21 protein-coding genes and 1 tRNA gene are annotated in these 21,301 nt (G+C 57.8%); 15 read left to right on the top strand and 7 right to left on the bottom strand.

Translation table 11 applies throughout. The features are described 5' to 3' along the window. Positions 1-76: 76 nt before the first annotated feature. From sS8_RS07350 to sS8_RS07330, 4 genes are all read left to right on the top strand, one after another. Complete coding sequence (locus sS8_RS07350) at positions 77-607, top strand: hypothetical protein (RefSeq protein ID WP_119629080.1); 531 nt, start codon at positions 77-79, stop codon at positions 605-607. Between the two features lie 80 nt (positions 608-687). After that, the gene (locus sS8_RS07345) at positions 688-939 is read left to right on the top strand and encodes a DUF1643 domain-containing protein (RefSeq protein ID WP_119629079.1); all 252 of its coding nucleotides are present in this window, start codon (positions 688-690) and stop codon (positions 937-939) included. Next, positions 932-1,420 (top strand): helix-turn-helix transcriptional regulator, encoded by a 489-nt coding sequence (locus tag sS8_RS29865; protein WP_119629078.1) that lies wholly within the window; start codon positions 932-934, stop codon positions 1,418-1,420. Before sS8_RS07345 ends, sS8_RS29865 begins: the two co-directional genes overlap by 8 nt. A 190-nt stretch (positions 1,421-1,610) precedes the next feature. Next, positions 1,611-1,988, top strand: coding sequence for a tyrosine-type recombinase/integrase (locus tag sS8_RS07330; protein ID WP_119629076.1), 378 nt, complete (start codon positions 1,611-1,613; stop codon positions 1,986-1,988). Between the two features lie 14 nt (positions 1,989-2,002). Here the strand turns inward: sS8_RS07330 and sS8_RS07325 are convergent. From sS8_RS07325 to sS8_RS07295, 7 genes are all read right to left on the bottom strand, one after another. Continuing rightward, positions 2,003-2,079: transfer RNA gene (locus sS8_RS07325), tRNA-Pro, on the bottom strand. Between the two features lie 11 nt (positions 2,080-2,090). Beyond that, positions 2,091-3,113 carry an octaprenyl diphosphate synthase gene (ispB, locus tag sS8_RS07320; RefSeq protein ID WP_119629075.1) on the bottom strand — a complete coding sequence of 341 codons (1,023 nt, stop codon included), beginning with the start codon at positions 3,111-3,113 and terminating at the stop codon, positions 2,091-2,093. Between the two features lie 100 nt (positions 3,114-3,213). Further along, complete coding sequence (locus tag sS8_RS07315) at positions 3,214-3,768, bottom strand: Sua5/YciO/YrdC/YwlC family protein (protein ID WP_119629074.1); 555 nt, start codon at positions 3,766-3,768, stop codon at positions 3,214-3,216. A 26-nt stretch (positions 3,769-3,794) separates the two neighbouring features. Then, on the bottom strand, positions 3,795-6,095 hold the full coding sequence (gene topA, locus sS8_RS07310) for a type I DNA topoisomerase (protein WP_119629073.1): 2,301 nt from the start codon (positions 6,093-6,095) through the stop codon (positions 3,795-3,797). A 91-nt stretch (positions 6,096-6,186) separates the two neighbouring features. Then, on the bottom strand, positions 6,187-6,654 hold the full coding sequence (locus sS8_RS07305) for a DUF494 family protein (RefSeq protein ID WP_119629072.1): 468 nt from the start codon (positions 6,652-6,654) through the stop codon (positions 6,187-6,189). Positions 6,655-6,694: 40 nt separating this feature from the next. Further along, a complete protein-coding gene (gene dprA / locus sS8_RS07300) occupies positions 6,695-7,810 on the bottom strand; it encodes a DNA-processing protein DprA (RefSeq protein ID WP_119629071.1) in 1,116 nt (371 codons plus the stop codon). Then, positions 7,807-8,832, bottom strand: coding sequence for a LysM peptidoglycan-binding domain-containing protein (locus tag sS8_RS07295; RefSeq protein WP_119629070.1), 1,026 nt, complete (start codon positions 8,830-8,832; stop codon positions 7,807-7,809). The genes dprA and sS8_RS07295 overlap by 4 nt, the downstream gene beginning before the upstream one ends. A 193-nt stretch (positions 8,833-9,025) precedes the next feature. Here sS8_RS07295 and def point away from each other — a divergent pair, with 193 nt between their 5' ends. The 11 genes from def to typA all read left to right on the top strand — a co-directional run bounded on the left by def (position 9,026) and on the right by typA (position 21,224). Further along, positions 9,026-9,562 carry a peptide deformylase gene (def, locus tag sS8_RS07290; RefSeq protein WP_119629069.1) on the top strand — a complete coding sequence of 179 codons (537 nt, stop codon included), beginning with the start codon at positions 9,026-9,028 and terminating at the stop codon, positions 9,560-9,562. 121 nt (positions 9,563-9,683) lie between these two features. After that, positions 9,684-10,607: a methionyl-tRNA formyltransferase gene (gene fmt / locus sS8_RS07285; protein ID WP_119629068.1), complete on the top strand. Its 924-nt coding sequence runs from the start codon at positions 9,684-9,686 to the stop codon at positions 10,605-10,607. After that, positions 10,607-11,902 (top strand): 16S rRNA (cytosine(967)-C(5))-methyltransferase RsmB, encoded by a 1,296-nt coding sequence (rsmB, locus tag sS8_RS07280; RefSeq protein ID WP_119629067.1) that lies wholly within the window; start codon positions 10,607-10,609, stop codon positions 11,900-11,902. Before fmt ends, rsmB begins: the two co-directional genes overlap by 1 nt. After that, a complete protein-coding gene (locus sS8_RS07275) occupies positions 11,902-12,459 on the top strand; it encodes a DUF4390 domain-containing protein (RefSeq protein WP_170160984.1) in 558 nt (185 codons plus the stop codon). The genes rsmB and sS8_RS07275 overlap by 1 nt, the downstream gene beginning before the upstream one ends. Beyond that, positions 12,441-14,630, top strand: a complete 2,190-nt coding sequence (locus sS8_RS07270; protein WP_119629065.1) for a sensor histidine kinase — start codon at positions 12,441-12,443, stop codon at positions 14,628-14,630. The genes sS8_RS07275 and sS8_RS07270 overlap by 19 nt, the downstream gene beginning before the upstream one ends. Before the next feature lie 3 nt (positions 14,631-14,633). Beyond that, complete coding sequence (locus sS8_RS07265; protein WP_119629064.1) at positions 14,634-15,998, top strand: sigma-54-dependent transcriptional regulator; 1,365 nt, start codon at positions 14,634-14,636, stop codon at positions 15,996-15,998. Between the two features lie 62 nt (positions 15,999-16,060). Further along, on the top strand, positions 16,061-17,428 hold the full coding sequence (gene trkA, locus sS8_RS07260) for a Trk system potassium transporter TrkA (RefSeq protein ID WP_119629063.1): 1,368 nt from the start codon (positions 16,061-16,063) through the stop codon (positions 17,426-17,428). A 45-nt stretch (positions 17,429-17,473) separates the two neighbouring features. Continuing rightward, on the top strand, positions 17,474-18,037 hold the full coding sequence (locus tag sS8_RS07255; protein WP_232020552.1) for a class I SAM-dependent methyltransferase: 564 nt from the start codon (positions 17,474-17,476) through the stop codon (positions 18,035-18,037). Between the two features lie 52 nt (positions 18,038-18,089). Then, the gene (locus tag sS8_RS07250; RefSeq protein WP_119629061.1) at positions 18,090-18,488 is read left to right on the top strand and encodes a rhodanese-like domain-containing protein; all 399 of its coding nucleotides are present in this window, start codon (positions 18,090-18,092) and stop codon (positions 18,486-18,488) included. 107 nt (positions 18,489-18,595) lie between these two features. Next, positions 18,596-19,330, top strand: a complete 735-nt coding sequence (locus sS8_RS07245) for a glycosyltransferase (protein WP_119629060.1) — start codon at positions 18,596-18,598, stop codon at positions 19,328-19,330. A 73-nt stretch (positions 19,331-19,403) separates the two neighbouring features. Continuing rightward, complete coding sequence (typA, locus tag sS8_RS07240; RefSeq protein WP_119629059.1) at positions 19,404-21,224, top strand: translational GTPase TypA; 1,821 nt, start codon at positions 19,404-19,406, stop codon at positions 21,222-21,224. Positions 21,225-21,301: the final 77 nt, after the last annotated feature.

Here is a 21,301-nt window from a genome sequence, read left to right as displayed (position 1 = left end):
GGTTCCCGCTGCCGAAGCCACTGGGCAGTGAGTGATACTGAATTTTTATGCCGACTGGCGTGTGTCCTGAGAGGAGATGGGACGGAAGACCTTCGAGGACGAAAAAGTCCGCCATCCGCTAAGCAAGGTCGTCCTGCCGCGGGCGCGGCGTCATCATGAATTAGCGGTGATATCGTTAATTGACATCATTACGAAATTTGCCGCGACGATTCAGCCGGCTCTGGCCACAGACACCGTCCGCCAGTTGTACAACGTCCCTTCCGAAATCCCCTCTATCTATCGGGTTAACGTCGACAGTGATCGGTTATATGGCGGTAACGGGGATATACGTCACGCCAACTATCCCCAGCAAATCTCAGGTAAGAAGTCGTCTGTTGCCATTCAGCCGATTTCATCCGGCAGGAAGCGGAGGTTCGCCTTCCTGGGCTTCGAGTTCTACTGGTGCGAAGACCGGAAAGGGACGCCACGGGTGATGCGGCGTACCGCGCAAGAAATTGCAGGCGGCGTGCCGACGGATCAAGACATGGATCAGGGAGCACCGGCATCTGCCGGAACGCGAGTTGTTTCGGGATCTCAACCGGCGAGGCGGCAAGCGACGAAGTTTTAGTTGGGGGACATTTCCCCAGATTCTCGACCGCATCAAGGTGGCTCGGCCCTGTATTACCGAGACGAAACAACGGATGGTGTATGTTTGAGGTTTACGCCTTGCGCGCAAATGAGTACGACCTTAAGGCTGCCGATCGCGCCGGACTCATCGTCCTGGCCGGGGGCAATCATGGTCTCAAGCGGAACCGGGCGATGGAGGTGCTGAGTCTCTTGGTTGGGCAGAAAAGAGCGCTGCACTGCCTTCGGCTCACGAGCGAAGGACAACCCGCCCATCCGCTGTATCTTCCGGGAACACTCTCACCGATGCCGTATAAGGTGGACGGCCATGACTGATCCTGTACCGCTGCTGTGGACCTTGGCCGAGGCTGGCCGCGCAATGGGCGGAATTTCAGCGCGCACCGTGCGCCGCCTGATCGAGGCGAAGGAATTACCGTGCGTCCGGATTCGTGGCTGTGCCCCTCGACTTCGACCCAACGATGTCCAGGCCTGGATTGAACAAAATATGACCCGCGCGCGTAATCAGCCATGCGCGGGGCAGGCTGTGCCAACGACAGAAGACGACACATGCCAAAGCGCAAACAACGGAAACAAGATCAAGACGGCATCTTTGAGCGGCCGGACTCGCCGTTCTGGTGGCGCACTTACACCGACGCCAACGGGCGAACGGTTCGGCGCTCTACTCAAATTCGACGCGAGACGATCCGCGCAAGGAAAGAGCGAAGGCAATCCGGGCGCAATGGGTTGTAGAAGCCGCCGAAGAGAAGGCCAACGGTCCGAAGTCGAAAACGGGCGGCCTGAACCTTCGATGAGTTGATGGTCATGTACCTTGATGGCCCAAGCTTGGAAAAGCGGAGCCACGAGCGAGACCTTTACAGCCTGAAACGGCTGGCTCCTCTCTTCGCTGGCCGGGAACCCGCGAGTTTGACCGCTGCCGACGTTCGCTGCTACATCGCTCAGCGGCAAACCGACGGCGTAAGTGCAGCGACGATCAACAAGGAAGTGGGATGTTCAGGGCCGCTCTGAATTGGGCACGGAAAGAACTCGAATGGAATGTTCCGAATCCGTTCGAGGGCCGGAAACTCAAGGAGCCGCCCGGGCGGGCGCGCTGGTTGACCCAATCCGAAGCGTGCAGGCTCGCTGGTCTGGAAGATGTTCACCCGCATGACCTGCGGCGGACGTTTGGGAGTTGGCTGGTTCAAGCCGGTGTGCCGATTCAGACGGTAAGCACCTTGCTTCGGCATTCGGACATCCGAATCACGGACCGGGTTTATGCTCACCTGTCGCCTGACTCGCTCAGGGAAGCGGCGGCGGTACTCGATAGGGGAGCGGTTTCACGTTCAGCTTTCACGCTGCCGAAAATACTGCGTGAGGATGCGGGATAAGACCTTGATTCAAGTGGTCGGGGTGAGAGGATTCGAACCTCCGACTCCTGCCTCCCGAAAGCAGTGCTCTACCAGGCTGAGCTACACCCCGAATATTGGATCTTAATAGTTGCGTTCGACGGATAAGTGGGCCAGCCGAACGAGAGCGTCCTTGTATTCCGACGCGGGAACCGGATCAAGCAGTTCAACCGCTTTGTTTGCTTCTTCCCTAGCGCGCCGTGCAGTGTACGCGATTGCGTCGGTAGATTCAACGATTTCGTAAACTTCGCGGAACGCATCGCGGTTGCCGTTCTCGATAGCGTCCCGCAAGGCGGCGGCCTGCGACGCGCTGCCGTGCTCAATGGCATAAATCAAAGGCAGCGTCGGCTTGCCTTCCGCCAGGTCATCGCCGAGATTTTTTCCGAGCTCTTCGGGATTCGCCATGTAGTCGAGGGCATCGTCGATCAACTGAAACGCAATGCCGAGGTGAAGGCCATAGTCCTTCAGCGCCAGTTCGGTCGACTGGGGAGCTCCCGTCAGCACGGCGGCCAATTGTGCGGCGGCGCTGAACAAGATTGCGGTCTTGCGGGAGATGACTTCGAGATATTTGTGTTCGGTTGTCGCAGGATTGTTGCAGTTGAGAAGCTGTAATACCTCCCCCTCGGCAATGGCCGTGGTGGTGCGGGAGAGGATCTCCATGATGCGGAGGTTCTGTACGCTCACCATCAATTCGAACGAGCGGGAATACAAGTAGTCTCCGACCAAAACGCTGGCCGAGTTTCCCCAAAGCGCATTGACGGTATTTCGCCCACGCCGCAGGGTCGATTCGTCGACCACGTCGTCGTGAAGCAGGGTTGCCGTGTGAATGAATTCGATGACTGCTGCAAGGGTGATGTGCTGCTGTCCCTGATATTGGAGTGCCTTGGAGACCAGCAGCAACAACATCGGGCGCAGTCGCTTGCCGCCGCTGTTCACGATGTATCGGCCGATCTGATTGATGAGCAGCACATCGGAACTGAGCTCGCGAAGAATGAGCCGGTCGACAGCTGCCGTTTCTTCTTCTACCAAACAGCGAATATTCGTGAAAGCTGTTTTTGGACTTAGTGAAGCTGTCGAGTCGGTCTGTGAGGTTGTCGGTATGGTCATTAAGGATGAAATTGCTCTCGCTGCGGCAGAGTCCTGCAAAACGCTGGAATGCTATGGATGAGAGCTCGGCGTGTCAAGCTAAAACGCTTCCGATTACAGCTTACCGCAACCGAACACCCGTCGATGCGTCATACATCGCCGTAGGACCGCGCAGTTCGCCGAGTTGCCCCGGTACGATCATAACGCTGCCGTCGCGAAAATATTTCCGAACCGACAGCGCCGTGCGGGCCGGCGGCAGGCCGCTCGGGTTGGCGCTGGTCGATACGATCGGCCGGCCGAAGGCGAGACATAGGGCGGCCGCGACCGGGTGGGCGGTGACGCGGACGGCCAAGCCGGCATGTTCGCCTGTCAGCCAAGCCGGAACCCAGTCGGCGGCGGGAATGATCCAGGTGACCGGTCCCGGCCATGTCGCCAAGACTCTATTCCGCATGAGTTCGGTCGGGATGTCGAGGTATGGCTCGAGTTGCGTGAATTCAGCGGCGATCAGAACGAGTCCTTTCGCGGTGGGGCGTTGTTTCAGTGCCAGCAAGCGCAGCACCGATTCCCGGTCGAGCGGGTTACAGCCGAGTCCGAAAACACCCTCGGTCGGATAGGCGATAATGCCTCCGCGACGCAGACGAGCGGCGGCAAGCCGTAGACGAAATTCGGACGGCATTTCTGCTTCGGCTTGCCGGCGAAGGGCTAGGTTGCGGGTTCCGCCAGCGGCTCGCCTTCGTAGGGGGCGGCATAGCCGCACTCCTTGCGCGGACAGACTTTTTCGGTGCCGCGCCGCTTGGTGACTTTGAGGGTCAGGATAGGCCAGCCGCAGTTGGGACAGGGTTCCGCGATGGGCGGATTCCAGACGGCGTAGCTGCAAGTCGGATAGGTGTTGCAGGAAAAGAATAGTTTTCCGAAGCGCGACTTCCGTTTGATCAAATGGCCCTTATTGCATTCCGGGCAGCGTACGCCCGTGTCCTCGGGCTTTTCGAGCGGTTCGATGTGCTTGCATTTGGGATAGTTGCTACAGCCTATGAATTTCCCGAATCGGCCGGTTTTGATGACCAGCGGCGAGGAGCACTCTGGACAGAGCTTCCCTTCCACGACTTCCGGGGCGGCAGACGCCGCCTCGCCCGTCATATTGCGGGTGTATTTGCATTCGGGATAGTTGGTACAGCCGATAAAGCGGCCGTTGCGTCCCAGCCGAATGGACAGCTGTCCGCCGCATTCGGGACAGGTCTCGTCCAGCAACTCATGCGTAACGTCCGCACGTTTCAGACTTTCGTCCTTGGCGTCGATCAGCGACTTGAACGGGTACCAGAAGTCCCTCATCAGAGGAATCCAATTTCTTTCTCCGCGCGAGACGGCGTCCAGATCGTCCTCCAGATTGGCCGTGAAGTTGTAATCGACGTATTGGTTGAAGTGTTCCGTCAGGAATTTGTTGACGATTCGCCCCACGTCCGTCGGATGAAACCGCTTGTTTTCCAGCACGGCGTAATGACGCTGCTGCAGGGTCGAAATAATCGCCGCATAGGTTGACGGGCGGCCGATACCGTACTCCTCCAATGCCTTGACCAAACTCGCTTCCGTGTAACGCGGCGGCGGTTCGGTGAAGTGCTGGGCGGTGATGATATCGAGCAAATCGACCCACTGACCTTCCTTGAGCCCGGGCAAAAAACTCTCGTCATCGTCGCTGGAGGCGTCATCCTTGCCTTCGAGGTAGACGCTCATGAAACCCGGGTTCACGACCGTAGAGCCGGTAGCGCGAAAGATGCCTATCGTGCCGCAGGACAGGTCGACCGACACCGTCTTTATGGTGGCGTGGATCATCTGACAGGCAACGGTCCGCTTCCAGATCAAGTTGTAAAGCTTGTACTGCTCCGGACTGAGATAGGGCTTGACCTGTTCCGGCAACCGAAAAGCGGACGTCGGACGAATGGCCTCGTGGGCTTCCTGAGCGTTTTTGCTCTTCGTCTTGTAATGAGGCGGCTGCTTGGGCAGGTTTTCTTTGCCGAAGCGGGACTCAATCAGTTGCCGGATTTCCTGGGTTGCCTCATTGGCCAGATTGACCGAGTCGGTACGCATATAGGTAATCAGGCCGGTGGTCTCGCCGCCCAGGTCGATTCCTTCGTAAAGCTGCTGGGCGATGGCCATCGTGCGTTTGGTGGTGAATCCCAGCTTGCGCGCCGCCTCCTGCTGCAACGTGGAAGTGGTGAACGGTGCTGCGGGATTTCGTTTCCGTTCCTTTTCTTCAATCTTGACTACGCGGAGCTTTCCATTGGCCTCGGCAAGCAGTGCGTCCCTGGCCTGATTCGCCTGCTCCTCGGTAACAATGCTGAACTGCTCGAGCTTGGCGTTATTTAGGTTGATGAGCCTAGCGCGGAATTGTTGCCCTTCTGCACTGGCGTCGGCTTCGAGGGTCCAATATTCCTGAACCTTAAAGTTCTCGATTTCGATCTCGCGCTCGACGATCATCCGCAGCGCCGGACTTTGCACCCGGCCGGCGGACAGTCCGCGGCGAATCTTTTTCCACAGTAGCGGGGAAAGTTTGAAGCCGACCAGATAATCCAGCGCCCGGCGCGCCTGCTGCGCGTTGATCAGATCGGTCGAAAGGGCTTTCGGATTCTGGATGGCCTCGGTGATCGCCCGCTTGGTGATCTCATGGAAAACCACACGATGCACCGGTTTGTTCCCGAGCACACGTTTGTTCTTCAGGATCTCGTAGATGTGCCAGGAAATGGCTTCGCCTTCGCGATCCGGGTCGGTTGCGAGGAACAGGGCGTCGGCTTTTTGAGCGGCCTTGGTGATGGTTTGTACGTGCTTCTCGTTTTTCTCGATAATTTCGTACTTCATCGCGAAATCATGATCGGGATCGACTGCTCCTTCCTTGGGAACGAGGTCGCGGACATGGCCATAGGACGCATAGACCTGAAAATCTCGGCCGAGATACTTTTCAATGGTCTTGGCTTTTGCTGGCGATTCAACAATGACCAGGTTTTGACTCATCTGAATAAATAAAGGTACGAGCTATTTGCGTTTAAGAATAAATGATTCACCGTTTTCTTCCGCCGGAAGAAAACGGGAAACGGGCGACGTATCAGTGCAGATAATTCGGCAGGGTCTCGTAGACGAGATTTTCCATGCGCGCGAAAGCGATTTCTTCGTTGGGCTGGCTGAAAAGAACCATTAGCACTACCCATTTCAGGTTTTCCAAGGAGATGGCTTCTTCATTGAAGGCCATGACACGGTCTATAACCAGTTCTCGGCTGGCCGGCGTCAGAATTCCGCTTTGTTCCAGAAATAGCAGGAGTCCGCGGCACTCGGCATCGAGCTTGGCCGTTTCCTGGGAAGAAAAAATGCGGAACGCCGGCGAGGAAACGGGCTTGATCGCGTTGTGCTCGGCCAAGGATTCGAGCCATTCGAAGGCTTTGTTGATTTCGGTTTGCGGAAACCCCGCCTCGAGGAGTTCCGTACGAATCATGTCGGGATCGGGTGTCAGCTCGACATCATCATCCATATAGTTTTCGAAAAGATAAATCAAAACGTCGAATACATTTTCTTTCATTGAGCGGTCTCAACTAAGGGATGGCGCAGCGGCAAGGAAATTACCGGGTTCGGACGTAACCGCCTCCCGGGGTCGATGCAACGTGACCTTGTAGTTCCAATATCAAGAGCATCGAAGCGATCGCTTCCGGTGTATTTCCTGTGGCTGCCACTAGAGTATCCACAGAGGTCGGGTCGTACGCAATATATTTCAAGAGTTGCATGGAAGCCCGGTCGTCTCCCGAACCCGTCTCAAAGGACGACGGTTCGTAGCATTGGACGGATAATTGCGCTTCGAATTCCTCGGTAATATCTTCAACCGTTTGGATTAGTTTTGCTCCGCCTTTTATCAATTCGTTGCATCCGCGCGAAAGCGGATTGTAAATCGAGCCGGGAACGGCGAAGACCTCGCGGTTCTGCTCTGCCGCGAGGCGGGCGGTGATCAAGGATCCTGACCGGGGTGCGGCTTCAACGACCAGTGTGCCCAGGGAGAGACCGCTGATAATACGGTTCCGGCGCGGGAAATGATCGGCTCTGGGAGCGGTTCCGGGCGGGAACTCGGAAACCAGGGCGCCGTTCCGGGTTACGATATCCCGTGCCAGAGTCTCATGTCGGCGCGGGTAAACGCGATCCAATCCCGTCGCGGCGACGCCGATGGTAATGCCGCCGGCTTCGAGCGCGCCCGAATGTCCGGCGGCATCGATTCCCAATGCCAGTCCACTCGTGATGGCAAAGCCCCTGGAGACCAATCCTGAAGCGATTTCTCTCGCGAACCGCAGTCCCGATGGCGTCGGATTTCGGCTCCCGACGATCGCGACCTGGCGGGAGGAAAGAGCGGATACGTCTCCTTTGACGAAAATCAGCGGCGGCGGATCGGGAATTTCTCGCAGCAGCGCCGGATAGCGGGGAGCGTGCAGAGTTAGGCAATCGTGGCCAGAAGCGCTAAGCCAGCGCAAATCGGCTTCTACGGCTTGCCAGTCCGGGCAGCGCAGGTAAGCGATGGTTTTTTCTTTAAGACCCAAGGCGGCTAGATCGGCCGCCTTGGTTTCGAACAGCGCCCTTGGGCTGAGGAAATGAGCGAGGATGGCACAGAACCTTCGGCTTCCGATGAGGGGGGCACGATGCAGCGCCAGCCAATAGCGGAGGTCATCAGGATATTCCGGGGAGCCTGTGGTCAAGGGGTTGCGGCAAGATCTGATACGTGAACGGCCCGCGTCGCGTTCATGACCAGGGCATAGCTGACGCGTTCGAACGGGCGGAAGACCATCAATAGACCGGCGTGTTCGTTGGGCGCGGTAACCGTCTCGCCGAACCTTCGACTCACGATATCCCGTATCATCCGTCCGCTCTGATAGATGTCGAGAACATGCCCGGTTTCAATGCCGTCTGCGGTTCCCTTGTTGATCGCCACCACCTGGTATTGGCCGATTTGCGATACGCCGTCAAAAACACCGATGATATGCGCTTCGATATTTTTTTCAGGCGCGCGCGGCTGGAAATAAAGCTCGATCTTCTCTTGCTCCACGGGCATCATCCGGTCGCCGATGATGGCTTCGCGCTGGGCGCGAGTCAACATCAAGGTTGCCGGATCGCCGGTACGTTCCAGTTGAGCGTCGCCGACATAAATCGCTTCATAGCCGAGGATGTCGCCGGTGACGGGGTCCTTGTATGCAGGGCCAGGTCTCAGCACGGTAAACGCTTGGTTGGCGCCGTCTTCGACCGCACGCACGTAAACCCTGTCGCCGATGCCGCCGACGATATGCTCGTCGGCAAAATCGACGATATAGGGTGCTTCCTCCAATTCGCCTTTGGTGACGACTCGGGGTCTGCTCAGGAACTGGCGGATCGCATCCATCGGAATGACAGGTACGGCTCGAGCCATCGGACTCACTCTGACTTCCGGACTGAGGCGAACGTCGGAAGGCGTTTCGATTCCTAGGCGCGGCTCGCCGTTGACATAGCTCAGGGCGATGACATCGCCGGGATAGATCAAATGAGGATTCTTGATTTGAGGGTTGTTTTGCCAAATTTCCGGCCATTGCCAGGGCTTACTCAGGAATCGTCCCGAGATGTCCCAAAGCGTATCCCCCTGGACCACGGTGTACCGGTCCGGATGCGCCGGATTCAGCTGAATGTGATCGGCCGACACCGAGCCGGCGACAAACGATAAAACAATGCCGAGAAGGTTGCGAAGCGTCATCTTGTCTCCTGCTCATCTCACATGGGGCTGCGATTCGGATGGGGGAAGTGCTTGGCCTGCTGGAAAGTTAGTTCGCGATAGGACATGTGCAACTTTCAAAAAGGAATCGAGTCTTAAGGAACGGCGTTCAAAGTCTAGTTGAATTTCGTTAGAATTCCATCGACTTAGGTATCCAACGTCCACGACTACAGTTATGGCTATCCTCACCATTCTCGAATTTCCCGATGACCGGCTCCGCAAGAAGGCGGCTTCCGTGCCCGTGGTCGACGAGTCGATCAAACGCCTCGTGGACGATATGTTCGAAACGATGTATGCCGCACCCGGTGTCGGTCTCGCCGCCACCCAAGTCAATATCCAAAAGCGCATCGTGGTCATCGATGTATCCGAGGAAAAGAACACCCCGGTTTGCCTGATCAATCCCGAAATCGTGGAAAAAAACGGCAGTGAGGAAATGGACGAGGGTTGTTTGTCGGTTCCGGGGATTTTCGAAAAAGTAACCCGCGCCGAAACGGTCAAGATTCGTGCATTGGACCGCAACGGCGATTCTTTCGAACTTGAAGCCGATGGTCTTCTCGCGGTTTGTATCCAGCACGAGATGGATCATCTGGATGGAAAGTTGTTCGTCGATTATCTCTCCCCGTTGAAGCGCCAGCTTATCCGTAAGAAACTGAAAAAGGATCAGCGGCAACGGAGTTCACAGCAGCCGCAAAAATCTAGGGCGGCCGTCTGATTTCAAGCCTTTCGAGACGTCCGGAAAACGGATTCGGTTCGGGCGTATGAAATTCCTTTTTCGGTTCGCGTGGCGCGGCCTCGTCGTGTCGGTTCGCCGTGGCAATTCACCGTTTTGAGTTATGAAGATCGTTTTCGCAGGCACCCCCGAGTTTGCCGCCCCTACTCTCGAGATGTTGTTGGGGGGGGCGCATGAAGTCTGTGCGGTCTATACCCAGCCCGACCGCCCGGCGGGCCGGGGACGCAAGCTCACGCCGAGCCCGGTGAAGCTGCTCGCCCAGTCCCATGGTGTTCCCGTGTTTCAGCCGACGAGTCTCAAGGAATTGGTGGAACAGGAGCGGCTCCGGTCTCTCGAAGCCGATTTGATGATCGTTGTGGCTTACGGACTTATCTTGCCCAAATTTGTTCTGGAGATCCCCCGGCTTGGTTGTGTCAATGTGCACGCGTCGCTGTTGCCGCGCTGGCGGGGTGCGGCACCCATTCAACGAGCCATTCTGGCCGGCGACGAGGTGACCGGCATCACCATCATGACGGTGGAGCCGCGTCTGGATGCGGGGCCGATGCTGCATAAGAAGAGCTGTCGAATCGCGCCCCTGGAAACGGCGGGAGAATTACATGACCGCCTGGCGCGGCTGGGAGCGGAAGCTCTCTCGGAAGTATTGCCCGACATCGAAGCCGGCTTGATACGACCCGAGGTTCAGGACGAATCGCAAGCGACCTACGCGGCAAAGCTCGAAAAACACGAGGCGCGCTTGGACTGGTCGATGTCGGCCATAGACTTGGAGCGCCGGATCAGGGCGTTCAATCCTTGGCCGGTAGCCGCAACGCTTTACCGGGGGGAGATCATGCGAATCTGGCTGGCTCAGAGCCTGGACGAATCGGCTGGAGCCGAGCCTGGAACGATCCTGGAACGCGAGAAAACGCTGGACGTCGCCACCGGCAGCGGGGTGCTGCGGGTGATCGAGGTTCAGCTTCCGGGAGGCCGCCGGATGTCGGCACAAGCCTTTTTGAACGCGCATCCGGTCAAGTCGGAACGCTTCGGCTGATGGGAGCGAATTCACGTGCACTCGCGGCCGATGTGCTCGTTCAAGTGGTGGGAGAACAGAAGACTCTCACGCACGCGCTCGAATCCGTGCTGCCCAAGATTCCACGAGAAAACGACCGCGCTTTCGTGCAGGCGCTGTGTTACGGCGTCATGCGCATGTACTGGCGCCTGGACTATCTGCTCGGATTGCTGACCCGTAAACCGATCAAGGATCTGGATCTCCGGATGCTGACCTTACTCGGCTTGTATCAACTCAGGTACACACGGGTCAAACCACATGCGGCAGTCGCCGAGACGGTATCGGCGGTAGGCCGGAAGACCTGGGCGAAACCGTTACTCAACGGGATTTTGCGCAGCTACCTTCGGGAGCAAGCGAGGCTGGAAAGCCAATTGGAAGGGGAAGCCGCCGTAGCCGCAGCCCACCCGGAGTGGCTGGTTTCGGCGATGCGGCGAGACTGGCCGGATCGATATACCGAAGTTCTACGGCAAAACAACCTGCCACCGCCCATGGTATTGCGGGTAAACCGCCTGGCGAATTCGCGCGAAGCGTACCTGGAGCGATTGGCGCAAGCCGGCATTTCGGCCTATGCTTCCCCCATCGGCGACTGTGCCGTGGTTCTGGATGCTGCCGTGGCGGTAGAGCGCTTGCCGGGGTTCTCGAAGGGCTGGGTATCCGTGCAGGACGGCGCCGCTCAGTTGGCCGCGCCCTTATTGGACCTAAGCGCGGGTTTGCGGGTGCTGGATGTATGTGCGGCGCCGGGCGGCAAGCTGACGCATATTCTTGAGACCGGCCCCGATCTGAAGGAAACGGTGGCTGTTGACAGTGCACCCGAGCGGGTTACCAAGATCCATGACAATCTGGTCCGCTCGGGACTTAATGCCAAAGTGCTGATCGCTGACGCCGCACAACCTGAAGGGTGGTGGGATGGGCAGTATTTCGACCGGATTCTGGTCGATGCGCCGTGCTCCGCTACCGGGGTCATACGTCGTCATCCGGACATCAAGGTATTACGTAAACCCGCCGATATCGGTGCCTTGCATGACTTGCAGCGCCGTATCCTCAATGCCTCCTGGCCGATGCTGGCGCCGGGCGGATTGTTGCTTTACGCTACCTGTTCCATTTTACGGCATGAAAACGACGTGAGAATTGCCGAATTTCTCGAAAAACATGCGGACGCGCGGGAACTGCCCATCGAGGCGAACTGGGGACGGGCCGTAGGCCATGGCCGGCAGATATTGACCGGAGATCACGGGATGGACGGTTTTTATTACGCCCGCTTGGCAAAGTCCTGCTAGTGCCTCAACGTCTGAGTCAATGGAGTTTCCTTTTCGGTCTCTTGCTGGCCTTCGATGCCGTTTGTGCGGATTATGGATTTCGGGTCCTACGCGCCGAGCTCGTACCGTCCGGCGCGGCCTATGTTCTGAACGCCGATATCGACTACCGTTTCAGCGATTCCGCCCTCGATGCCCTCAAACACGGCGTCCCTTTGACCCTGGTCGTCCGGCTCAAGGTCAAGCGTCAGCGCCATTACTGGATGAATGAAACGATTCTGAGCGAGGTTCGTAGGTTTCGAGTTCTGTATCATCCCCTGGGCAAATCTTTTCAGATTGTCCATGAGGGCGGAAATACCGAGAGCTTTGCCAGTATGACGGGCCTGCTGGAAAACATGGGCGCCATCCGGGGCTGGTTCGCGCTGCCGGCCGACCGCATCGTAGATGGCAACAGCTACATGGCGAGCCTTTCCGTGGACTTGGACATAGAATCTCTGCCTCTCCCATTACGTCCGATAGCTTACGTTTCTCCAAGCTGGTATCTCGGGAGTTCCTGGTACCGATGGCGCGTCGCAGATTAAAGCCGCCTCTCAGTCTGACAATTCTGGTGCTGTTTTCGGCACTCCTGGTGTCGCTTCATTTGATGAGCACAGCGACCCAGGACGCATCGCAGCTTGGAAAGATGTATTCCTGGCTGGTGTTGATCAACGCCCTGGGAACGGTGCTGCTCCTGGGGCTGGTGGGTGCCAACGTTTATTGGCTGCTGAAACAATGGAAGCGAAAGGCGGCCGGGTCGAACCTCACCTTGCGCATGGTGTTTTTGTTTACCCTGCTGAGCCTGACTCCGGCCACGATCGTATTTTATTACTCCATGCAATTCCTCCAGCAGAGTATCGACAGCTGGTTCGATGTGCGCATCGACCAAGCCATGGAAGATGCGCTGCAACTGGGACAGGCCGCCTTGGACGAGCGCATGCGCGCAGTCCTGAAGCAGACCGAGCAAATGGCCGTAGGCTTGGAAGGTTCGCCGGAAGGTTTGGTGCCGATTCGTTTGGCGGAACTGCGCAGCCATGCCGAAGATGGCGAATTGACTGTTTTTTCCAAGCAGGGGCGCATTATCGCCTTTATCGGTAGCCAGACCGGGCGAATCATTCCGGATTTTCCGGAAACGGGCATTTTGTTGCGGGTAAAGCAGGGTAAATCGTACGTAGGCGTCGAGCCCGACGTCGGAAGCGGCTTGCAAATCAGAGCGGTGGTATCCGTCGCGGGGGATGACGCCCAATACCTGCAAGGTATTTATCCGGTTCCGTTGCGCGTGGCCGATCTCGCGAAAACGGTCGAGGAGGCTTATGTCCACTACAAGGAGCTGACCTTCCTGCGCGGATCCTTGAAGCTGACGTTCTCTCTGACCCTGTCCCTGGTGCTCCTGTTGTGCCTGTTGGCCGCCATGTGGTCGGCATTTCTGAGCATTCGCCGCATTGTCGCGCCGGTGCGCTATCTGGCCCACGGTACTCGAGCCGTGGCCCAAGGCAATTACGAGAAGCGCTTGCCGGTGAAACGCAAGGACGAACTGGGCTTTCTGGTCGAATCGTTCAACACCATGACGCAGAAGATCGCCCAGGCAAGGGACGAGGCCCAGCATTCACGGCAGGAGGTCGAGCGCCAGCATGCTTATTTGGAAACCGTATTGGCGAACCTTTCTTCAGGCGTCTTGAGTTTCGACGAATCGATGCGGCTGTTGACCGCCAACCAGGCGGCGAACGCCATTCTCCACGCCGAATTCGACAAGAATGTCGGCGCTACCATCGGCGAGCTGACGGCGGCACAGCCTCATTTGGCGGATTTGATGCAGATTGTCGAAAACCGACTGGAAACGGAGGACAGCGTTTGGCGCGAGGAAATTCCTTTTCTCGGGCCAAACGGGCGCCAGGAACTGCTGTGCCGTGGAACGCCGTTGTTCCGCTCGGACGGTGAATCGCAAGGCGCCGTCGTGGTGTTCGATGACGTGACCGCGCTGATCCAGGCCCAGCGGCAGGCGGCGTGGAGCGAGGTGGCGCAGCGTCTCGCGCATGAGATCAAGAATCCGCTCACACCGATCCAGCTCTCGGCCGAGCGGCTCAAGCACAAGCTGTCCAAGAGCCTGGAAACGGCCGAGGCGGAGGTGCTGGATCGAGCCACCCGCACCATCGTGCAGCAGGTCGAGGCCATGAAGACCATGGTCAATGCCTTTTCGGAATACGCCAAGCCGTCCCTTATTCAGTTGCAGCGGATCGATATCGACGGCTTGATCGAGGAGGTGGTTGCGCTTTATCCGCCGCAATCCGGGCTGGAGTTCAAACTCGATCTGGAGCCCGCTTTGCCCCCGATTTATGCCGACCCCGTGAGAATTCGGCAGGTTCTCCACAACATGATCAAGAACGCTCAGGAAGCGATGGCACCCGGAGTGTCCGGTAGAATGGGCATAAGGACACGCCTGGTCGGAGAACATCGTCACCATTACGTCGAAATCGAACTGTGCGACTCCGGGCCCGGCATTCCGCCCGAGCAGGCGGACCGAATTTTCGAACCTTATGTCACGACTAAATCCAAGGGGACCGGTTTGGGATTGGCCATAGTCAAAAAGATTGTCGAGGAGCATGGCGGGAGCATCCGGCTGGTTTCCGGGCGCGGTGAAGGAGCGCGCTTTATCATTCGAATCCCCATCGCATCCGAGGCGGCTGCGGTGCGCGGGATAGCGATGGAGGAGGTATAAACGGTGGTCAAAGCGAATATTCTGGTGGTGGACGACGAGCCGGACATCCGCCAATTGCTTCAGGAGATTCTGGAAGACGAAGGCTATCAGGTTGCCGCGGCCGAAAACGCGAGCGCGGCACGCAAGCTCAGGGCGGAGCGTATGCCGGACCTGATCCTGCTGGACATCTGGATGCCGGACGAGGATGGCATCACTTTGCTGAAAGAGTGGCTCCGGGAAGATCTGCTTTCCCCGGTCATTATGATGTCCGGCCACGCAACGGTCGAAACCGCGGTCGAAGCCACCCGTCTGGGCGCTTACGATTTTCTTGAGAAACCGCTGTCTCTGGCCAAGTTGCTGGTGACGGTCGACCGCGCCCTGGAGAACGCCAGGCTCAAGCGGGAAAACATCGGGTTGAGGCGGCGGGTGGATATCCCGATCGAGCCGGTCGGCAAGAGCGCCGCCATGGAGCGTCTGCGGGATCAGATCAAGCGGCTTGCGCAGCACGACGCCAGGGTATTGTTCGTGGGCGAACCCGGTTCCGGGAAAGAGATCCTGGCGCGATATCTACATGCCAACAGCGCGCGGCGAGACGGTCCTTTCGTGGACGTAGGGGTGGGCACGATCGCACCGCAGTTCTCGGCGGTGGAGTTTTTCGGCCGGGTGGAAGACGGTAGGACCCACTACGGGCTGTTGGAGCAGGCGCACGGTGGAACCTTGTTCCTGGACGAAGTGGCCGACATGGAGGAGGAAACGCAATTGCGCCTTCTCAGTGCCCTGGAGTCGAGTTCGTTCTCGCGGGTGGGCGGCAGCGAATTGATCAGCGTGGATGTGCGCATCGCCGCATCGACTCGAAAATCTCTGGAAGAAGAGGTTCGGGCCGGGCGATTCAGGCGCGAGCTCTATTACCTGCTGAATGTCGTTACGCTCAAGGTACCGCCTTTGCGCGAACACAGCGAAGACGTGCCGGAATTGTTGCGGTTTTATGTGGATTATTTCGTGAGCCGGGAGAAATTGGCGTTCCGCAAGTTTCCGGTGCCGGTTCAGAACTTTTTGCGGCATTATCCTTGGCATGGCAATATCCGCGAGCTCAAGAATCTGGTGCAGCGTCTTTTGATACTGGGCAGCGGAGAAGAGGTCGAACTGGATGAAGTAAAGGCTGCGCTCGGCGAGTCCGTGGAAGAAGCCGGCATAGGCGTGGGCCAGCCCGATTTTTACGACCTGCCGCTCAAAGAGGCGCGTGAACGGTTCGAGAAGGCTTATCTCGAGTATCACCTCGAAAAGTACGGCGGCAGTGTGGCCCGCCTTTCACATGCCATCGGTCTCGAGCGTACACATCTCTACCGAAAACTCAATTCTCTGGGCATCAAGTTCAGGGAAAGGCGATAGCTTCCCCGGTTTCAAGTCCGGCGCGTCGCCGTGTTCTTCTTTCCGAGTTCCGCTCGTTAATAATGAAAATAATCATTCTAGGCGCCGGACAGGTCGGAAGCAGTGTGCTCGCCAGCCTGGCGAGCGAAGCCAACGATATTGTCATGGTCGATACCCAGCCCGCCTTATTGAAGGATCTGCAGGACCGATTCGATATCGGCACGGTTCAGGGAAATGCGGCACACCCCACGGTCTTGAGACGAGCCGGCGCGGACGAGGCCGATATGCTCATCGCCGTTACCAGCGACGATGAGACCAATATGCTGGCCTGCCTGATGGCGGATTTCCTGTTCAAGATCCCGCGCAAGATAGCCCGCGTCCGTGCGATCGAATATTTCAGCTTTCCGGGGATATTTTCTCCGGAAACGATTCCGATCGACGTGGTCATCAGCCCGGAACAGATCATCACCCAATTCATCGAACGGTTGCTCAAGTACCCCGGAGCTTCGCAGGTTCTGGACTTTGCCGAGGGGCGCGTCCGTTTGGTGTCGGTGCGGGCGCACCAGGGCGGGCCGCTGGTCGGGCGCGAAATCCGGGAGCTTCACCAGCACATGCCGAATGTCCATGCACGCATCACGGCCATTTTTCGCAAAGGGCAGCCGGTCATTCCCAACGGAAAGACGGTCATTCAGGCTGACGACGAGGTGTTCTTCGCTGCATCGTCCGAAGAGATCAAGGCCGTCATGAGCGAACTCAGGGAGCTCGAACGCCCTTATAAGCGTCTTATGTTCGCCGGCGGTGGACACATCGGCAAGCGCGTGGCCCAGGCGCTGGAAGGGCGCTATCAGGTGAAGCTCATCGAAAAGAATCATAAGCGTGCCCAGAAAATTGCCGGCGATTTGAGCAATACCGTGGTTTTGGCGGGCGATGCCTCGGACAAGGAGCTTCTGTTGAGCGAGAATATCGAGAATACCGATATTTTCTGTGCCATTACCAACGACGATGAAGCCAATATCTTGTCCGCCATGCTGGCCAAGCGCCTGGGCGCCAGGCGGGTTATCAGTCTGGTCAACAAGAGCGCCTACGTGGATCTCGTGGACTCCTCGCTGGTGGACCTCGTCCTTTCGCCGCAGCAGGCCACTATCAGCGCCTTGCTGCGCTATGTGCGGCGCGGTGATATCGTTCAGGTTCACTCCCTTCGGCACGGTGCTTCGGAAGCGATCGAAGCCGTGGCGCACGGGCGGCGCGGCAGTTCGAAGGTGGTCGGTATCCCGATCGATAAGATCAGGATTCCGCCGGGTGTCGTCATGGGGGCTCTGGTGCGCGGCGACGAAGTGATCCAGGTGCACCACGACACCGTGATCGAAGAAGGCGATCACGTCATCATGTTTCTGCTCGACAAGAAGCTTATTCCCAAAGTCGAACAGATCTTTCAGGCGAACGAAGCGTAGTCTGACCCGGGAGGTTCTGGCATGACGGCAGGTGAGAGTGGGCTTTTGGATAAGTGGAATCGGATCTACCGCGAGGCGGGCGATGCGATTCCCGACCCGGCGCCGGTTCTGGCGGATAATGCGCACCTTCTCCCGAAATCCGGTCTCGCCCTGGACCTGGCCTGCGGGCTCGGTGGAAGCGCCTTGCTGCTGGCGCAGAGGGGCTTGGAGACACATGCCTGGGATATTTCTCCGGAGGGAATCGGCCGTCTTGACGGCTATGCCGGGCGGCTCGGTTTGACTGTCCATGCCGAGACCCTAGATGTTGTCGGCAATCCGCCGGCGGAAGAATCATTCGATGTCATCGTCGTCAGCCGCTTTTTGGATCGGTCCCTGCCATCTTTCATCGTCAAGGCATTGAAACCCGGCGGGCTGCTGTTTTATCAGACTTTCACACGCGAAAAAGCTGCCGGAATCGGACCGACCGATCCTGCCTATCTGCTCGAAACGAACGAACTGCCGAGGCTGTTCGGTAGTCTCAGACTGGTTTTTTATCGCGAGGAAGGGCTCATCGGAGATTTGACTCTGGGCACCCGCAACCAGGCATTTTTCGTCGGCCGAAAAGACTAGTTGCCGATTGGCTCGGATTTCATTTGAAACTTATCTTTGCAGGAGAAACGAGATGTCGTCAGTCAAAAGTCTTACACCGCCCGAAGCGTGGGCTTCATTTAATGAGACAGACGGAGCCGTTTTGCTGGATGTTCGCGATCCCCTGGAGTTCTCGTACGTCGGCCATCCATGCGGCGCGATCAATATCCCTTGGAAAAAAGCGCCCGATTGGAAGGTCGAGCCTGATTTCGCGGATCGCGTTCGCCAAACCGTTCCGAAGGCCGATACGCCGATTTTCTTGCTGTGCCGCAGCGGTCAGCGTTCGCTCGACGCCGCCAAGGCGCTCGCGGCCGCCGGCTATTCGGACCTTACCAACATCGAACAGGGCTTCGAGGGGCCGCTAGACGAGCGGAAACACCGCAGCAGCCTGGGCGGCTGGCGTTTTCACGGACTTCCCTGGGAGCAAAGCTGACGCAGGTCCGGTCAAACCGGCGAAATTCTTCGTTTTGCAATATGGCGATGTTACTCATACTCGTCTTGTGCTTCGCAAGAACTACGGAACGGATTAAAGGAGTTTCCATGCAATTGAGTGATATCACGGTAGTGCTGCCGACGCTGAACGAAGAGAAAAATATCGGGAATTTTCTCGCGTCGTTGCCCGATGGCTGCCGTCTCATCCTGGTGGATGCCGGGAACGACCAGACGGCGGAAATCGTGTCCCGTCACCGGTCGCCGGAGTCCACTCAAGTCGTGAAGTTAAAAAGCACGATTTCCGAGGCTCGCCAGGTCGGCGCGGAGATGGCGGGAACCGAATGGGTGCTGTTCACCGATGCCGACGTCGTATTCGCCCCCGGGTATTTTCAGGGCTTATCGAGATATGACGAGTTCGGCTGCGTCTATGGGCCGAAACTGTCGCCTACCGGATTTTGCCGCTACTACCGCTGGTTCGCTTATGGCCAATGGTTTTCTCACAAAATGGGGATTCCGGCGGCGAGCGGCTCGAATCTGCTGATCAGACGCGATATCGTTTCGGGCGTGGGCGGATTCGATCCCGAACTCGTTTGCAACGAAGATTCGGAACTGGTCTGGCGTATCAAGCGTGCCGGCTACCGCATTGCGTTCGCTCCGGAGCTGGTGGTCTACGCGATGGATCACCGGCGTCTGGAGCGAGGCCTGTTCCGCAAAACGCTCCATTCCGTATTCCGGTGTCTGCTTCTCTATTGGGATCTGATTCCCGCGCGCTGGCGCAAACGCGACTGGGGTTACTGGTCGCAGGCGCGCGAGAGCGAAAGCAGCGCATCGACCTTGGACTGAGCAAGCATTCGAATCTGGTAGAATAGCCGGTTTTTACCCGGCTCTCAGCCTTCATCCACCTATTCCCCGATTTATGATCGAAAAACTTCGCAATATCGCCATCATAGCCCACGTGGACCATGGAAAGACCACGCTGGTCGACAAACTGCTCCAGCAGTCCGGAACGTTCGCCGCCCATGAAAAAGTGGAGGAGCGGGTCATGGACTCGAATGCCCTGGAAAAAGAACGGGGCATTACCATCCTCGCCAAGAATACAGCGATCGACTGGAACGGTTATCACATCAACATCGTCGATACGCCGGGGCACGCCGACTTCGGCGGTGAAGTGGAACGTGTTCTGTCCATGGTCGATTCGGTGCTGCTGCTGGTGGATGCAGTCGACGGTCCCATGCCGCAGACGCGCTTCGTGACCCAGAAGGCTTTCGCCCTGGGACTCAAGCCCATCGTGGTCATCAACAAGATCGACCGTCCCGGTGCACGCGCCCATTGGGTACTGGACCAGACTTTCGACCTGTTCGACCGCTTGGGAGCGACCGAGGAACAGTTGGACTTTCCGGTCATATACGCATCAGCCCTTAACGGATACGCCGGTCACAGCCCGGATATCCGGGAAGGCAACATGGACCCCTTGTTCGAGACCATCGTCGAAAAAGTGCATCCGCCGGTGGTCGACCAGGAGGGTGGATTCCGGATGCAGATTAGCCAGCTGGACTACAATTCCTATGTGGGCGTGATCGGTATAGGCCGGATCCAGCGCGGCACCGTCAAGACCAATACACCGGTGGTGGTCGTCAGCCGTGACGGCAGGCAGCGTAACGCCCGCATTCTCCAGGTGTTCGGGTTCAAGGGGCTGGAGCGGGTGGAGGTGCCCGAGGCCAACGCCGGAGATATCATCGCTTTTACGGGAATCGATACGCTGGAAATTTCCGACACCATTTGCGCCGTCGACTGTATCGAGCCGCTTCCGCCGCTGACCGTGGATGAGCCCACCGTGAGCATGACCTTTCAGGTCAACAATTCGCCTTTTGCCGGCAAGGAAGGCAAGTTCGTCACGTCGCGGCAGATTCGCGAACGCCTCCAGCGGGAGTTGCTGCACAACGTCGCCCTGCGGGTCGAGGACACCATCGATCCGGATAAATTCAAGGTCTCCGGACGCGGCGAGCTACATCTCTCCATCCTGATCGAAAACATGCGCCGAGAGGGTTACGAACTCGGCGTGTCGCGTCCCGAAGTGATCATCAAGGAGGTCGACGGCGAGCCCTGCGAACCCTATGAATTCGTCACGATCGAAGTGGAGGAGGCAAACCAGGGCGCGGTGATGGAGAAACTGGGCGAGCGCAAGGGCGACCTGCTGAACATGGTGCCGGACGGGCAGGGCAGAGTGCGGCTGGAATACATGATTCCGTCGCGGGGCCTGATCGGCTTCCAGACCGAGTTTATGACCGCCACCTCGGGCACGGGTCTCCTGTACCACGTGTTTGACCACTATGGGCCGGTCAAGAAAGGCGACATCGGCCAGCGCATCAACGGTGTGATGATTTCCATGGTGGAGGGAAAAGCCCTGGGCTATGCGCTGTTCAATTTGCAGGAACGTGGACGCCTGTTCATCGAGCACGGCACGGAAGTGTACGAGGGCATGATTATCGGCATACATTCCCGCGACAACGATCTGGTGGTGAACCCCACCAAGGCCAAGCAGTTGACCAATATCCGTGCAGCCGGCAGCGACGAAAACATCATTTTGACGCCGCCGATCAAGCTCAGCCTGGAGCAGGCGCTGGAATTCATCGACGATGACGAATTGGTGGAAGTGACGCCGAAATCCGTTCGGCTCAGGAAAAAGCTGCTCCTGGAGCATGAACGCAAGAAAGCCACTCGGGCAGCGGGAGCCTGACGCCGCCAGGGGGAATTTCGATTCGGGGATATCCGTTCTGCTGCTCGTCGAACGTCGATTATCCTGAAACGCGCGAG

It is taken from the genome of Methylocaldum marinum (assembly GCF_003584645.1).
Taxonomy (GTDB): domain Bacteria; phylum Pseudomonadota; class Gammaproteobacteria; order Methylococcales; family Methylococcaceae; genus Methylocaldum; species Methylocaldum marinum.
This window is presented reverse-complemented; position numbering and strand designations above follow the sequence as displayed.